Origin of the sequence: Novosphingobium sp. (assembly GCF_965214355.1) — a bacterium.
Taxonomy (GTDB): Bacteria; Pseudomonadota; Alphaproteobacteria; order Sphingomonadales; family Sphingomonadaceae; genus Novosphingobium.
Map to the genome: position 1 here is coordinate 728233 of NZ_CBDCBI010000002.1, position 13348 is coordinate 741580.

The 13348-nt window shown below is 62.8% G+C and carries 14 protein-coding genes; 3 read left to right on the top strand and 11 right to left on the bottom strand.

Annotation, left to right across the window (positions count from 1 at the left end; genetic code table 11):
• Positions 1-3: 3 nt before the first annotated feature.
• Positions 4-1398, bottom strand: coding sequence for a hypothetical protein (locus ACOOE2_RS04060; protein WP_420381744.1), 1395 nt, complete (start codon positions 1396-1398; stop codon positions 4-6).
• A 260-nt stretch (positions 1399-1658) separates the two neighbouring features.
• Between ACOOE2_RS04060 and ACOOE2_RS04065 the strand changes: the two genes are divergently transcribed.
• Positions 1659-3017: an NCS2 family permease gene (locus ACOOE2_RS04065; RefSeq protein ID WP_420381745.1), complete on the top strand. Its 1359-nt coding sequence runs from the start codon at positions 1659-1661 to the stop codon at positions 3015-3017.
• Positions 3018-3020: 3 nt separating this feature from the next.
• On the opposite strand, the gene ACOOE2_RS04070 is transcribed toward ACOOE2_RS04065, so the two are convergent.
• The 8 genes from ACOOE2_RS04070 to ACOOE2_RS04105 form a co-directional block, all read right to left on the bottom strand.
• The gene (locus ACOOE2_RS04070; RefSeq protein ID WP_420381746.1) at positions 3021-3533 is read right to left on the bottom strand and encodes a hypothetical protein; all 513 of its coding nucleotides are present in this window, start codon (positions 3531-3533) and stop codon (positions 3021-3023) included.
• Positions 3534-3543: 10 nt separating this feature from the next.
• Positions 3544-4446 carry an HpcH/HpaI aldolase/citrate lyase family protein gene (locus ACOOE2_RS04075; protein ID WP_420381747.1) on the bottom strand — a complete coding sequence of 301 codons (903 nt, stop codon included), beginning with the start codon at positions 4444-4446 and terminating at the stop codon, positions 3544-3546.
• Complete coding sequence (locus ACOOE2_RS04080; protein WP_420381748.1) at positions 4443-5717, bottom strand: MFS transporter; 1275 nt, start codon at positions 5715-5717, stop codon at positions 4443-4445. The genes ACOOE2_RS04075 and ACOOE2_RS04080 overlap by 4 nt, the downstream gene beginning before the upstream one ends.
• Positions 5714-6193: a DUF2141 domain-containing protein gene (locus ACOOE2_RS04085; protein WP_420381749.1), complete on the bottom strand. Its 480-nt coding sequence runs from the start codon at positions 6191-6193 to the stop codon at positions 5714-5716. The genes ACOOE2_RS04080 and ACOOE2_RS04085 overlap by 4 nt, the downstream gene beginning before the upstream one ends.
• Positions 6190-6900 (bottom strand): sterol desaturase family protein, encoded by a 711-nt coding sequence (locus ACOOE2_RS04090; protein WP_420381750.1) that lies wholly within the window; start codon positions 6898-6900, stop codon positions 6190-6192. Before ACOOE2_RS04090 ends, ACOOE2_RS04085 begins: the two co-directional genes overlap by 4 nt.
• A gap of 65 nt (positions 6901-6965) precedes the next feature.
• Positions 6966-7421 (bottom strand): DUF3455 domain-containing protein, encoded by a 456-nt coding sequence (locus tag ACOOE2_RS04095; RefSeq protein ID WP_420381751.1) that lies wholly within the window; start codon positions 7419-7421, stop codon positions 6966-6968.
• A 421-nt stretch (positions 7422-7842) separates the two neighbouring features.
• The gene (locus ACOOE2_RS04100; RefSeq protein ID WP_420381752.1) at positions 7843-8421 is read right to left on the bottom strand and encodes a hypothetical protein; all 579 of its coding nucleotides are present in this window, start codon (positions 8419-8421) and stop codon (positions 7843-7845) included.
• Between the two features lie 896 nt (positions 8422-9317).
• Entirely contained in the window at positions 9318-9716 is a 399-nt protein-coding gene (locus tag ACOOE2_RS04105) for a hypothetical protein (protein WP_420381753.1), read from the bottom strand.
• Positions 9717-9900: 184 nt separating this feature from the next.
• Between ACOOE2_RS04105 and ACOOE2_RS04110 the strand changes: the two genes are divergently transcribed.
• Positions 9901-10254 carry a hypothetical protein gene (locus tag ACOOE2_RS04110; RefSeq protein ID WP_420381754.1) on the top strand — a complete coding sequence of 118 codons (354 nt, stop codon included), beginning with the start codon at positions 9901-9903 and terminating at the stop codon, positions 10252-10254.
• A 203-nt stretch (positions 10255-10457) separates the two neighbouring features.
• On the opposite strand, the gene ACOOE2_RS04115 is transcribed toward ACOOE2_RS04110, so the two are convergent.
• On the bottom strand, positions 10458-11858 hold the full coding sequence (locus ACOOE2_RS04115; RefSeq protein WP_420381755.1) for a DEAD/DEAH box helicase: 1401 nt from the start codon (positions 11856-11858) through the stop codon (positions 10458-10460).
• A 322-nt stretch (positions 11859-12180) separates the two neighbouring features.
• Here ACOOE2_RS04115 and ACOOE2_RS04120 point away from each other — a divergent pair, with 322 nt between their 5' ends.
• Positions 12181-12765, top strand: coding sequence for a TMEM165/GDT1 family protein (locus ACOOE2_RS04120; protein ID WP_420384553.1), 585 nt, complete (start codon positions 12181-12183; stop codon positions 12763-12765).
• Here the strand turns inward: ACOOE2_RS04120 and ACOOE2_RS04125 are convergent.
• Entirely contained in the window at positions 12762-13346 is a 585-nt protein-coding gene (locus ACOOE2_RS04125; protein WP_420381756.1) for an MmcB family DNA repair protein, read from the bottom strand. The two genes, ACOOE2_RS04120 and ACOOE2_RS04125, sit on opposite strands and share 4 nt — an antisense overlap.
• Positions 13347-13348: the final 2 nt, after the last annotated feature.

Sequence of the window (13348 nt, forward strand, 5' to 3'; positions counted from 1 at the left end):
GCATCAGGCGGCCGAAATCTGCCGGGCCGCGCGCGCGATCAACGCGGCATCATCGCTGATTTCGCCGATAATCGCCGGATCACCACCGGGCAGGCGGCGGACGAGCACCAGCGCGAATTCGGCGCCATCGCGCGACAGTTCGTTCAACGGGCGCGCAGGCAGCGCGCGTGCCGCGGCCTGCCAGCCGGTCGTATCGGGCGCCGCCCGGTCGCCGCGGCGCGCGGCGCGCTCCATCGCGATGATCGCTTTGATCCCGCCGGCGGTCTGCGCCAGCACATCGGCGAGTTCGCCTTTGGCCAGGCTCACGCGGCGGGCATGGCCGAGCACGGTGGCGTATTCGGTCAGCCGGGTCTTGTCGTAATCGGCGCCGAACACCAGTTTGACGATCGGGATCAGCGGTGCGCGGTCCTGCATGCGCAAGCCCGCCTCGGCCAGCAGGCGCGTGTATTCATCTGGCGCATGTTCGGCCGCCAGCGCAAAATCCCACGCGCGCGCAATCGCGCCATACAGCGACTGGCGGGTGCGATCTTCGTTGGCGATCGCGCGCAACGCACTGGCGCGCGCTTTTTCCAGCCATTCGGTCAGCGTGTGCGGATCTGCCTGCGCCGGCGGCGGGGCGAGTAGCGGATCGGGCAGGGCGGGGATCGCCGGCCCGTCGATGAACGGCGACAGGTCGAGCATGGTTTCGGTTTCGAACGCGGCAGGCCCATCGGCCCAGCCGCCGTACGCCGGCGCTTCCTCGGGCAGATCGGGCCAGGCGTCGCGCGCGGGTGCCATCGCGGCGGCCGGTTGCGCCAGCGCCCCCTTGTCGAGCGCGTGCCCGATTTCGAGCATCAGTTCGTCGGTGGTGCGCTGGTCGGCCAGTTCCTTCCAGTTGATCACGCCGTAAATGTAATCGATCCTGGCGTTGTCGGTCGAAAACGGCAGCAGGATGCCGCGATACAGGATCGCCAGGCCGCGCGCATTGGTAAATTCCGCCTCGAACCCGATCGGCGCTTCGTTGCCGATAATCTGCAGATAATGGTCGGTAATCCGCGACAGCACCGACCGGCCGGGCACTTCGCTCAGACGCGCGATCGACGTCCTGGCGCCGCATTCGGCGGCCAGCGTCGATCCCAGCAACAGCACCGCAGGGTCTTCGATCCCGTCGGAAAAATGCAGCAGCACCGCATTGGCGCCAAAGTCCGGCAATTTGCCCGCGATCAGATCGTCGGGCACGGGAAAGCGCCGATTGCCCAGCAGACCCGCCCAGTAATTGTACGCGCGGACCTGCATGCGCCGCTCGTCGGTTCCGATTGCGGGCGGCGGCGCGACAATTACCTCGTCGGCATCGTATCCGGCGTTTTCATAGCTGTTTTCCGATCCGAAATTTGAGCCGCGCAGCGCATCCATGGACATTCGTACCTCTTGGCAGGCGCGGTCCTGTCGAGGGCCGCACCGATAACGCCACGGTTGTGGCGCAACATGGTAAAAATAAGACTAAGTTGTGCCGGAATTTCGACCGTGGATGCAGGCAGGGGGAGTTCCGGGCCAACGGCCTGCCAACCGGGCGGTCGGGTGCGTTTCGCAAACCCGCAAAAGGGCGTTGGCGCGATGCCCTTGCGGTCGCTAGGATTTGTGCCTCGCGACATTCCGCGCGCTTTTTTCCGGTTGAATCCATGTCACCAGTCGCCGCCCCCGTCTGCGAACCCGCCACGCAAACCTGGCTGGATCGCCGGTTTTCCTATCGTGCGCGCGGCAGCGACATCCGCACCGAAGTGGTGGCGGGGCTCACCACGTTTGTCACGATGGCCTATGTCATCGTGGTCAATCCGGCGATCCTGGGCCTGGCGGGCATGCCGGTGGCGGGCGTGGCGACCGCGACATGCATCGGCTCGTTGCTGGCCTGCCTGATCATGGGGTTTCTGGCCGATGCGCCGATCGCGATGGCGCCGGGCATGGGGCTGAATGCGTATTTCAGCTTTACCGTGGTGCAGCAGATGCATCTGCCGTGGCAGGTCGGGCTGGTCTGCGTGTTCCTGTCGGGGCTGTTTTTCCTGGTGTTGACGCAGCTGGGCGTGCGTCAGATGATCATCTCGGTGATCCCGCATCACCTGCTGGCGGCGGTGGCGGCGGGGATCGGCCTGTTCATCGCACTGATCGGGCTGAAAAATGCCGGCATCGTCGTCGCCAATCCCGACACGCTGGTCGCACTGGGCCCGATGACCGCGCCGGGGCCGCTGCTGGCGCTGTTTGGCCTGGCGGTGATCATCGCGCTGACGCTGACCAAAGTGCGCGGCGCGATTCTGATCGCGATCGTGATGACGACGGCGATCGGCATTGCCACGGGCATGGCGCCGATCACGCCGGTGCACCATGGCTGGGCCGACATGGGCGCCACGATGCTGGCGCTCGATCCGGCCTGGGCATGGCGGCTGTTCGGGCACGGCTGGGGCATACTCGAAGTCGTGTTCGTGTTCCTGTTCGTCGATCTGTTCGATAACATCGGCACTTTGGTCGCGGTCACGCGCAGGGCGGGGCTGGTGCGGCCCGACGGCTCGATCCCCGGGCTTGACCGGATGCTCCAGGCGGATAGCCTGGCGACGATGATTGGCGCGTTGCTCGGCACCACCACGGTCACCAGCTATGTCGAAAGCGCGACCGGGGTAGAGGCCGGCGGGCGCAGCGGACTGACTGCGGTCGTCACCGGCCTGCTGTTCCTGGTCGCGCTGCCGTTTGCGCCCTATGCGCAACTCGTGCCGCTGGCCGCGACAGCGCCCGCGTTGATCATGGTGGGCGCGCTGATGATGGCGCCGCTGACCGAGATCGACTGGAACAAGGGCGACGAGGCGATCCCGGCATTTCTGGCGCTGGTAATGATCCCGCTGACCTTTTCGATCGCCAACGGGCTGGCGTTCGGGATTACCACGCACGCGCTGATCAAGGCATTCCGGCGTGAATTCACCCGCGAGAATGCGTTGCTGTATGTGCTGGCAGTGCTGTTCGTGTTGCGCTTTGCCTATATCGCGGCGGTATAGCGCCTATTGAATGAGCGCGGCTTTCATCCGCCGCGCGCGCAGGTACAATTCCGCGTTGTGCGCGATCACCATCGCCAGGCCGAACCCGATCAACCCGTCGATCGGCCACATCGCGCGCGCCAGGGAGACGTCCGCGCCAAAGTGCGACACGGGCAGCTCGGCCAAGACCACGCGGCGCACGAGCATGATCGCAACCAGGAACAGCACTGCGGCGGGCGATTGCTTCATCATGAAAATATCGGTCGCCGGGTCATAGGCGATTTTCATGAACCGCGCGCGCTGCCAGCCGACCCCGGCACCGACCAGCATCGCGCCGGCGGCGATGCCCAAGCCGACCAAATCTGGCGTGGCGGCGGCGATGAGGTACCCTGCTGCCACCACGATGATCGTCGGCGCCACGAGCAACCGGCCCAGATGCATCCGTCGCTCGCGGTTGATCCGGCGCAAGCGGATCGCGAGCACCAGCGCGATGATGATGAACGGCAGATAGCTCTGCCACTGTTCGGGATGTTCCATTCTGACCTTTCTAACGCGCCGCGATCGCCGCCGCCTTGGCGATCAGGCGCGCGGCGATGTCACGGTGCAGCAATTCGGCCATCTTGCCACCGACTTTCAACGCGCCTTTGCCTGCATTCGCAGGATCGGCAAACGCGGCGACAATCGCGTGCGCTTCGGCAAGTTCGGCGGCATCGGGTGCAAACACCGTGTTGGCGATGTCGATCTGCGCCGGGTGGATCAGCGTCTTGCCGTCATAGCCAAGGTCGCGCGCCTGCGCGCATTCGGCCTGCTGCCGCTCGCTATCGTCGATCGCGTTGCACACGCCGTCAAGCGCGATCAGACCATTGGCGCGCGCCGCCAGCAACACCTGCACCATGATCGGCACAAACGCTGCTCGGCCCGGCGCCTGCACCATCCCGGTCTCCTTGGCCAGATCGTTGAGCCCCAGCACGAAGCCCGCCAGCCGGGTCGACGCCGGCCCCATTCTCGTCATCGCGGCGATGCGCTCGATCGCCAGCACCGCACGCGGCGTTTCGATCATCACCCACAGCGCGACATGCGCGCCAAATCCCAGCGCATCCATCGCCTGCGACAGCGCGGCAATATCCGCCTCGCTCTGGATCTTGGGCACCAGCACCGCATCGACAGGCGCGGCGGCCAGTGCGGCCAGATCGTCATGACCCCACGGCGTATCCAGCGCGTTGATCCGTGCGATCAACCGCCGATGGCCAAACCCGCCGGCGTGCGCCGCCTCGACCAATGCGGCGCGCGCGGCCACTTTTGCCTCGGGCGCGACGGCATCTTCCAGATCGAGCGCAACCGCATCGCAGGGCAGTGTGGGAGCCTTGGCGATCGCGCGCGCATTGGATGCGGGCATGTACAGCACCGAACGGATCGGCGCGGTTTGGGGTGCGGGCTCGGGCTGGCTCATACAGGTTCCTCTCGGATCACGACCGGCGGCTCGATCCGGCCTTCGTCACGCGCGGGCATCGGCGCGACGAGGCGCAGCAACAGCGACACCGCCAGCCACAGCGCAGACAGGCGCAAGGTTGCGACCAGCCCGACCTGGTCCGCCAGCGCGCCCCAGGCCCAGGCGCCGATCGCCATCCCGCCAAACACCACCGCCTGATAAATCGACATGCACCGCGCCAGGATCGCATCGGGCGAACGCAGCTGCATCGCGACATTGAGGCTGGTCAGCACCGCGATCCAGCCGACCCCGGCGATCATCGCCGCAACCAGCGCGATGGGCAGGCCATGCGCGACCGACAGCAGCATGTGCGATCCGGCAAACAGCACCGTGGACAGCCCGATCAGGTTTTCGCTGCCGATCCGCCGCCGCACCGCGCCGACCCACAGCGCACACAGCACCGACCCTGCACCAAAAGCGCCGACCACAAGCCCGTATCCAATCTGGTTGCCGTGGAATTGCTGGCGCACGATTACCGGCAGCAGGCCCTGAAACCCGGCCGCCCCCAACCCGAACACCAGCCCGCGCAGCAGGATGCGGACAATCGGGCTCGACCCGAAACAAAAGCGCAAACCGACCATGATCGCCGAGCCGATCGGCGCGCGCATGCGATCCTGCTCGGCCGGATGCCAGCGCATCAGCACGACGATCATCGCGACATAGCTGATCGCATTGAGCGCAAACGCCATGTTGACGCTCCACAGCGAAATCACGATGCCGCCCAGCGCCGGCCCCAGGCTGCGCGCGATATTGAATGCGATCGAATTGAGCGCGATCGCCTGCGGCAGATCGGCGCGATCGACCTGCAACCGCACCGATGCCTGCCACGCCGGCGCGTTGAGCGCGTTGCCCAGCCCCACCAGCAGCGTCAGCAGGATCAGCGAATACGGCGTGATCGCCTGGGCATAGCCCATCACCGACAGCACCGCCGACACGGCGAGCATGAACACTTGCGCCCACAGCATCACCAGCCGCCGGTCGTAGGCATCGGCAATCACGCCGGCAAACACGCCCAGCACCAGAAACGGGATCACGCTCGATGCCTGGATCAGCGCGACCAGCATGTGGCTCGACGTCAGCTCGGTCATCATCCAGGCGGCTGCCACCGCCTGCATCACCGAACCGATGCTCGACAGCATGTTGGCGATCCAGATATCCCGGAACACCGTGTTGCGAAACGGCGCCATCGCGCCGCCGATGGGCGGGGGCGCAGGGCGGGACGCTGTCGTCACAGGATGTAGCGGATTTTTACCGGCAGCACGATATCGGCCGCGCCCACGGCAACTTTGGCGGCATCGAATTTGGGCGGCCCGAACAAGATCGCAGCGTCGCGCGAAAAGCCGTAGCCTTCGGACGGGATGCCCATCGTCTTGTCCAGCCGGCCATTGGCATTCTCATCGTGGAACAGCGACACCGCATAAATGCCGGGCACGACATGGCGAAACACCAGCGCCGGGCCGTTTCGCGCCGGCACCGTCAGGCGCAGCGATTGCGGGTCCTTGTCGCAATCGGGAAATGTCGCGGGCCTGGTCGTCAGGCACGCCAGGATGTTGCCATGGGTGTTGCGCAGGCCGGCGATGGTTATGGTCACGATAACCGTAATGGCGGCGGCGGCGGCGGTGGCGGTGGCTGGGGCGGGGGCGCCCTCTTCGGCGCGCGCGATCTGCGGGATCACAAGCCCGGCGATGATGAATGCGCGCCAGATCATGGATTGGAAATTCCCCGGTCGGTGCGACAGATATGGTCCCAGATGCGGAAATAGAGCCCGTAATTGCCCCGGTACTGCTCGTGATGGCGCTCGTGATGGCTGGCGGTGATGAGCCAGTGCCCGGCACGCGAATGGACCAGCGCGCGCGGAAACATTTCCCACCCCATGTGGTTGGTCACGCCCATCACTGTCATCGCGATCAGCACGCCCGCCAGCATGCCCGCGTGGATCGGCACGACGAACACCAGCGCGGGCACGAACAGCCCGACGATCGCGGCCTCGATGGGGTGAAAATTCATCGCCGCCCACGCGGTCGGCGGCCGGCTGGCATGGTGGATCGCATGAATGCGCCGGAATATCGCGGGCCGGTGCATCCACCGGTGCGTCCAGTAGAACCAGGTGTCATGCAGCAACAGATAGACGAGCAGCGATACCGGCATCCACCACAGCGGATAGGCGCGGGGATCGGTGTAGATCCGCGTCCACCCGTGCTGCTGCCAGCCCCATGCGATCACGCCTGCAGGCAGGCCGTAAATGACGCTGGCCACCAGGCTCCAGCCGATTTCCATGCGGATCTGCTTGCCCAGGGCGGCATAATGCCCGGGCCGCACGCGCATCGTCGCCCAGGCAAAGCCACCGCTGACCATCAGGTACCGCAGCGCGACAATCGCGGTCATCGCGAGCGCGGAAAGGATGGGGGGGATCATGGCGCGCCTTATGGCAAGTGTGGTGCGCGATGCCCAGATGTCATTTGGGCGTTTACGCGTGCGCCTTACCGGACGAAGACATAGTCTGCGGTATATGGCGCTGATTGAAGTTGACCGGGCATAGAGCATGGGCCTTGCAGCGCGCCGCCGCGCGTGTTGATGCGGTAAACTGCCGTAACCGACGCCAGGCGTCCGGTGTTGGCGTTCTGCGCCACATCGAGTTTCAGCCACGACACGTCTGCGGGGGTCGCGCCGGGCGCAGTCTGGGCGATCTTGCCCTTGATCAGGCTTCCGTCGTCCAATTCCCAGCGCGGGCCGGCGAAATGGCGGCCAACGGTCTTGCCATCCTCGAACAGCGCGGCGACCGGTTCGCGAAAGGTCCAGGCAAGGCCGTTGGTGCCCGGTTTGCATTCGTAGATCTGGACGCCCTCTGCGTGGAAGGTCGCAGCGACCGTACGGTTTGCGATGTCAAACGCCGGGGGTGATGCGCCGAGCAAGGAAAACAGGATCAGAACCGACATGGCATCGCCTTTGCAAACGGAGGCCCCCCATACGCCACAGCGCGCGCTCCTCAAAGCCCCTCCCCTTCAGGGGAGGGGTTGGGGTGGGGCCTATCCCCACTCGCCAGCGCTTATGCAAGGCAGCGAGGGCAATTCGCCGCTAGCTTGAATGGCGGGAAGTGGAGGGAAGCGGACGTCAGGTCAATTTAGTGCTGTCGCTGGATTTCCAGCAATCGCTTGGAGTTCGCGGGACAATGGAGTTCCCGGGACAGGGAGTTCCCGGGACAGGGGAGTTCCCGGGACAGTATATGTATTTAGCGCCGGTCAGATGCCATCGCAGGTGATCGCCTCCCAATTGAATAAACTGTCCCCGGAACTCCCCCAATTGAATAAACTGTCCCCGGAACTCCCCAAGATTGCGGACACCGGACACGAATTGGGCTTATCCACAAATTTTCTCTGTGCCGGTTATTGGATGCAGCTTTTTAGCTCTGATCTCAAGAATAGCCTCGGCCATGGCATTATCAGATGTCCGTTCAGCAGCATGTGGATCGTTGGAATTGGTGCCTTTTGCACGTCTGTAAGCCGCAGAACCTGCTGCCTCGACAGCCTGCGCTTCCGCAGCGCTGCAGACTTTCCCCTTAACATTCGAGGGAACGCCAGCCACATCAAAACCTCTAGACACACAAAGTCGATCGTCGAGGCCATTGCCAAAGCAGTCCTTTGTCTCTGAGATAGGGTCGCACGCTGTGCCGGATTCTGTCACCGCGTACTTGGACACAGCGGATTCATATTCTCGCCAACAATTTGTGCTATCGTCAGTTTTGATCGATACTTCACAGTTGCAGGCGTGATTAGCAAGATATTGGAGCCGAACGATCTCATCTTTGTCGGGCGTAGTTGCTTTTGGCGTCTTCGCCTTAGATTGCACTGAACTGATTGGCTGCCAATCAAACGAAATGGCTGCCAAACTGATGCCGATCAACACGAGCGCTATTACGAACAACCAGAGTTTTATCATACGAAGCACCCTGCACAAGAGGGCTTAGTGTCGCAAGCTCTGGGGCGAGATGGCTGATACGGCGTACGCCCAGTGCTGTTGCGTCCGCTCTTGGGGCGTGTCCTGACAGACACCTTTTTATCCAAAATACCTAAAAGCTGCCCTTCGCGCCCGACCTGAACCAACGGCGGCTATCGGTCTCAGCGCGTCGGCTCGGCTAGCTGCCGCTCCACAAATCGCGCTGAGTTGAAATGACGGTGAGATGACTGGCACGGTCAGGGCCGCATGTTTTCTCACGGCTTCAGCCTGCTCTCTTTGATACGTGTCGCCTGATCCATTGATGCCAACATCCATTGCGCTCGTCGGCGAGCTGCTTTGTCGCTTGAGCAAACGATAGAATTTAGGTTGCTTCGAAAATTCTCATCATCGACGGCTGCTGCGGCATTGCAATATATACGAAATTCTCGGCAATCTCGATTTCTAACAAGCTTCAGCAGTATACCCTGCAAAGCTTGCCATTCAGCCGGAGACAGATGGCGTCGTTTAATATCCCGAAGAACAGTCTGTTTTATATATCCTGACCTAAAGAACAATATATCAGGATCAAGCAGTTCAAGAATTTCACTGGTATGAACTTAGGAAATTGGCCGAATTCCCACGACATATTCCGCCAGCGCGGGCGGAAGAACATTTTCCATTGCTACCGCGAAACATTTCAATGCTTCGAGCCACCGCTTGGTACGGGGGTCAGCCTCATCTTTCCTGTGCTTTACCTGTAAAAAGGCGGCGGTCACTTCGCTGTGCGCCTCACGTGCTCGTCGCGCTCGCTCTGCCAGCCCTCGATCCCTCATATATCAACTTTGCATGTAAACCCAAGAATACGCAAACGGGGAACGTCCGCAACTGGGCGATAGCCGTCATGCTGGGCGGCAGATCACCTCACGGCAAGTCGCCAACAAATCTGCGCCATAAGATGGAACGATCATTACCAAACTGACTTCGCCGCTTTCAATGCGCGCAATCTGCCGTTTCAATTGGAGCGCATGTGCGTCGTGATACTTAGCATCTGCGGAGGGATGAGGCGGAGTGAAAAGGCTGTCGAAATCGGTGTCCGCATCAGGTGCGCGTCCCGTAACGACCTCGGCGACAAGTATGATGTTGCCCTCACGAAAATCCTCAACATGCAGCGCCTCCAGACCTTCGAGAAGAAGTTCAAAATCGGAGCCGCTCACGTCCCGAAGATATATCGTCGCGGCCCCATCTCGAAGACGCAGTCCGGTCACATTGCCATCGTGAAAGCGGGGAATTGGCTGCATGGGAGAAGCCTATCGCCAAAACGACAATGTCCGCAATCCCGACGACGACAGTGATGGAAGAACGGCGTAGTTTGGGCCGTTAGCTGCCTTTGCGGCCACGGCACGACTCCGAGGCACTGGAACGGCGGAAAGTGGAGGAAAGCGGCCATTGCCATTTAACCTATAGCGGGCACATAGTGCGAACATGGACGCTACCACGCACGAGGATGGAATGGACTGGGCGCCAATATCAGCAGAAGAGATCCGTGAAATTATAAATGAAGCCCAAGTCGACATGAGCACCACTGAAAAGAGATTGTGGGAACATGTCTCAATCATACCCGAGAAATGGGAGCAAGAGCCGTATGGTTCCCAAGGGGAAGGCTTCTGGGCTGTGGGGTTAATAGGTAGAAGCGTGATTTGGTATAATGATATTGAAGAAGGCTTCAACATTTCGAAATATCAGGCCTACGGGAAGATCGACGAATATTGTTGCAATCAGGACGATCTTCGGATGACCGTGGGATGCCTTAATCGTATGATTAGAGGCGATGTCTGAAAAAAGCTTAAGGGCCGCTAGTGGGGCGATTCCGGTGGTTCCACGTCGCACCGGCTGGCAGCGTAATTGGTTGCGTCCTTTGGCGTGGAATACAGCCAAGAGCCCACCCCAGCCCCTCCCCTGAAGGAGAAGGGGTAAGACGTGCAAGAAAAAGCCGACCCGGAGTTTCCTCCGGGCCGGCTGATTTTACTTCGGTGCCGCGATCAGTTGACGCGCGTCACTTTGCTGCGGTGCTGGCCGACGCCCGGCGCGCCGCGCGGGCGGAAGCGGCGTTTGGCTTCGCCGTCACCGGCGCCTGCGCCGCCGCCGGTCTTGCCGCCGCCGCCGTTGCGTTGGCCCCCGTGACCGCTATTGCCGCCGCGCGGCTGGCCGCTGCCGCGGCGATCGCCGCCGCGGCCATGGCCGCGGTCATCGCTTTCGGTGTGACGTGCCGGCTGGGGCAGCTTGGCCGCTTCGACCAGGAAATCGCCGGGCAGCGACATCGGGTCGAGGTTGATCTGGGTCAGGCGCTGGATGTCGCGCAGATAGGTCTTTTCGTCCGGCGCGCAGAAACTGATCGCGATGCCGTTGGCGCCCGCACGCGCCGTGCGGCCGATGCGGTGGACATACTGTTCGGGCACATTGGGCAGTTCGAAATTGAACACATGGCTGACGCCGGCAACGTCGATCCCGCGCGCGGCGATGTCGGTGGCCACCAGCACGCGGCAGGTGCCGGCGCGGAACGCATCGAGCGCGGCGGTGCGCTGCGCCTGCGACTTGTTGCCATGGATCGCGCGGGCATCGATGCCCGCGGCCACCAGGTGGCGCGCGATGCGGTCGGCGCCATGCTTGGTGCGGCTGAATACCAGGCTGCGGTCGAGCGTCTGGTCGGCAAGCAGCGCGCGGATGCGCAAGGTCAGCAGGCCCTGCTTTTCGGCCTGGTTGACGAATGTCACATACTGTTCGACGCGCTCGGCCGTGGTCGCCTGCGGCGCGACTTCGACGCGCACCGGGTCCTTGATGAACTGGCGGCCGAGGTCTTCGATCGAACGCGGCATCGTGGCCGAAAAGAACAGGCTCTGGCGCTTGTTGGGCAGCATGTTCGCCACGCGGCGCAGCGCATGGATAAAGCCAAGGTCCATCATCTGGTCGGCTTCATCGAGCACGAAGATTTCGACCCGGCCGAGCGTCAGCGCGCGGTTGTCGATCAGATCGAGCAGGCGGCCCGGCGTTGCCACCAGCACATCGGTGCCGGCGACCAGGCGCCGCGCCTGCTTGTTGATCGGCACGCCGCCGAACACGCAGTCGACTTGCAGGTTCAGGTACTTGGCATAGCCTTCCATGTTTTCGGCAATTTGCGCCGCCAGTTCGCGGGTCGGCGACAGCACCAGCATCCGGCATGCGGCCGGCTTGCGCGGCGTGGGGTCGGCGGCCAGGCGGTGCAGCGAAGGTAGCGCGAATGCGGCGGTCTTGCCGGTGCCGGTCTGCGCGATGCCGAGCAGATCGCGCCCTTCCATCAGCGCAGGAATGGCCTGGCGCTGGATCGGGGTAGGATCGGTGTAGCCCTTGGCTTCAAGCGCGCGCAGGATGGGCTCGGCGAGGCCGAGGTCGGAAAAATAGGACATGGATAGTCTTTCACATCAAATGGGCTGGGCGTCCGGCGCAAAAGGCGCGGACGCGGGGTGAACCCCAACGGCGAAAATAGCCCCAAGGTTCGTGGAGCGACCCTCGCGTGAATGGGAAGCAAACGGGTGCCGGGAACGCGAAGCCGGGGCGGATCACTGCTGAATGGATCAGGTGGATCTCACGCTGCCCGGGCCTGCATCAAATGGGTCGATGCCGTCCTTGCAAGGGAGGCTTTAAACAATATTGCTTTCGAAAGCAATAAAATTTGTGCAGGGCAACATACAGCCGGCGGCCTGTGCCGGCGCTGCCGGGATTTGCCCCATTCTCTTTCCTGCATTTCTTACCTCCGCCGCAGTGGTCGCGCTCGCTGAAATCGGCGACAGGACGCAGTTGCTGGCGATCGTGCTGGTCACCCGTTTCAATCGCCCCTGGCTGGTAATCGCGGGGATTTTCGTGGCGACGCTGGCCAACCATGCGCTGGCCGCACTGATCGGATCGGAAGCGGCCTCGCTGCTCGACAGCCTGTGGTTTCGCGCGGCCGTGGCGATCGGCTTTATCGCGACCGGGATCTGGACGCTGGTCCCCGACAAGCTCGATGCCGACGAGGACGTTCCGCGCGCCGGCAGGGGCGTATTCCTGACAACGCTGATCACGTTTTTCCTCGTCGAGATGGGCGACAAGACGCAGATCGCAACGATCGGGCTTGGCGCGCGGTTTCACGATACGCTGGCCGTTGCGGCAGGCACGACTGCGGGCATGATGCTGGTCAATATCCCCGCCGTGCTGTTCGGCCGCGAAATCACCCGCCGTGTGCCGATCGCCCAGATACGGCTTGCGGCGGCCCTGTTGCTGATCGCACTCGGCCTGTGGCAAGGCGCGCAATTGCTCGGACTGGTAAAGCCCTAGAAATCCTCGCCGCGCGGCGCACAAGCCGGATCGGCCAACACCGTCAACCGCCGCAACGCCGCACGCGCCAGCCGTTCCACCTCGACCTTGCGCCGCGCGGCAGCCATCGGCACCAGCGGCGCCGGCCGCAGGATTTCGGCGTCATAACCATCGGCCACGATAATCCCGCAATCACCGGGCCGGAACACCTCGGTTTCCATCACCGCGCGATCAAGATGCGCGGCCAGGCCCCAGTAGAACCGGTCGCAGTGATCGAGATAATCGGGCCACTTGGCATCGCCCAGCAGATCGGCCTTGCTCACCTTGATCTCGACGATGATCACCTGCCCGCGCGCATCGATCCCCATCAGATCGGCCCGCCGTCCGCCCTTCAGCATCATTTCGGGCACGCACCAGATGTCGTTGCGCGCAAACAGCCGCGCAATCCCGCGCGCGACCATCACCGCTTGGCGCGACTGAATTTCGCCGATCTGCGGCACCACGTTCAACGCATTGTCCATGCCGCACCATAAGAACAAATCGGCAACATGCCAAGCCTGCTTTGCAACGCGCGCGGCAAACCCAAAAATGCTGGCAGCCATTC

What these genes read in the sequence shown, in the direction of transcription:
- ACOOE2_RS04090 (WP_420381750.1), bottom strand. Translation starts at nt 6,900, where the DNA reads ATGATCCCCCCCATCCTTTCCGCGCTCGCGATGACCGCGATTGTCGCG.
- ACOOE2_RS04095 (WP_420381751.1), bottom strand. Translation starts at nt 7,421, where the DNA reads ATGTCGGTTCTGATCCTGTTTTCCTTGCTCGGCGCATCACCCCCGGCG.
- ACOOE2_RS04115 (WP_420381755.1), bottom strand. Translation starts at nt 11,858, where the DNA reads ATGTCCTATTTTTCCGACCTCGGCCTCGCCGAGCCCATCCTGCGCGCG.
- ACOOE2_RS04105 (WP_420381753.1), bottom strand. Translation starts at nt 9,716, where the DNA reads ATGCAGCCAATTCCCCGCTTTCACGATGGCAATGTGACCGGACTGCGT.
- ACOOE2_RS04100 (WP_420381752.1), bottom strand. Translation starts at nt 8,421, where the DNA reads ATGATAAAACTCTGGTTGTTCGTAATAGCGCTCGTGTTGATCGGCATC.
- ACOOE2_RS04065 (WP_420381745.1), top strand. Translation starts at nt 1,659, where the DNA reads ATGTCACCAGTCGCCGCCCCCGTCTGCGAACCCGCCACGCAAACCTGG.
- ACOOE2_RS04085 (WP_420381749.1), bottom strand. Translation starts at nt 6,193, where the DNA reads ATGATCTGGCGCGCATTCATCATCGCCGGGCTTGTGATCCCGCAGATC.
- ACOOE2_RS04125 (WP_420381756.1), bottom strand. Translation starts at nt 13,346, where the DNA reads ATGGCTGCCAGCATTTTTGGGTTTGCCGCGCGCGTTGCAAAGCAGGCT.
- ACOOE2_RS04110 (WP_420381754.1), top strand. Translation starts at nt 9,901, where the DNA reads ATGGACGCTACCACGCACGAGGATGGAATGGACTGGGCGCCAATATCA.
- ACOOE2_RS04070 (WP_420381746.1), bottom strand. Translation starts at nt 3,533, where the DNA reads ATGGAACATCCCGAACAGTGGCAGAGCTATCTGCCGTTCATCATCATC.
- ACOOE2_RS04075 (WP_420381747.1), bottom strand. Translation starts at nt 4,446, where the DNA reads ATGAGCCAGCCCGAGCCCGCACCCCAAACCGCGCCGATCCGTTCGGTG.
- ACOOE2_RS04060 (WP_420381744.1), bottom strand. Translation starts at nt 1,398, where the DNA reads ATGTCCATGGATGCGCTGCGCGGCTCAAATTTCGGATCGGAAAACAGC.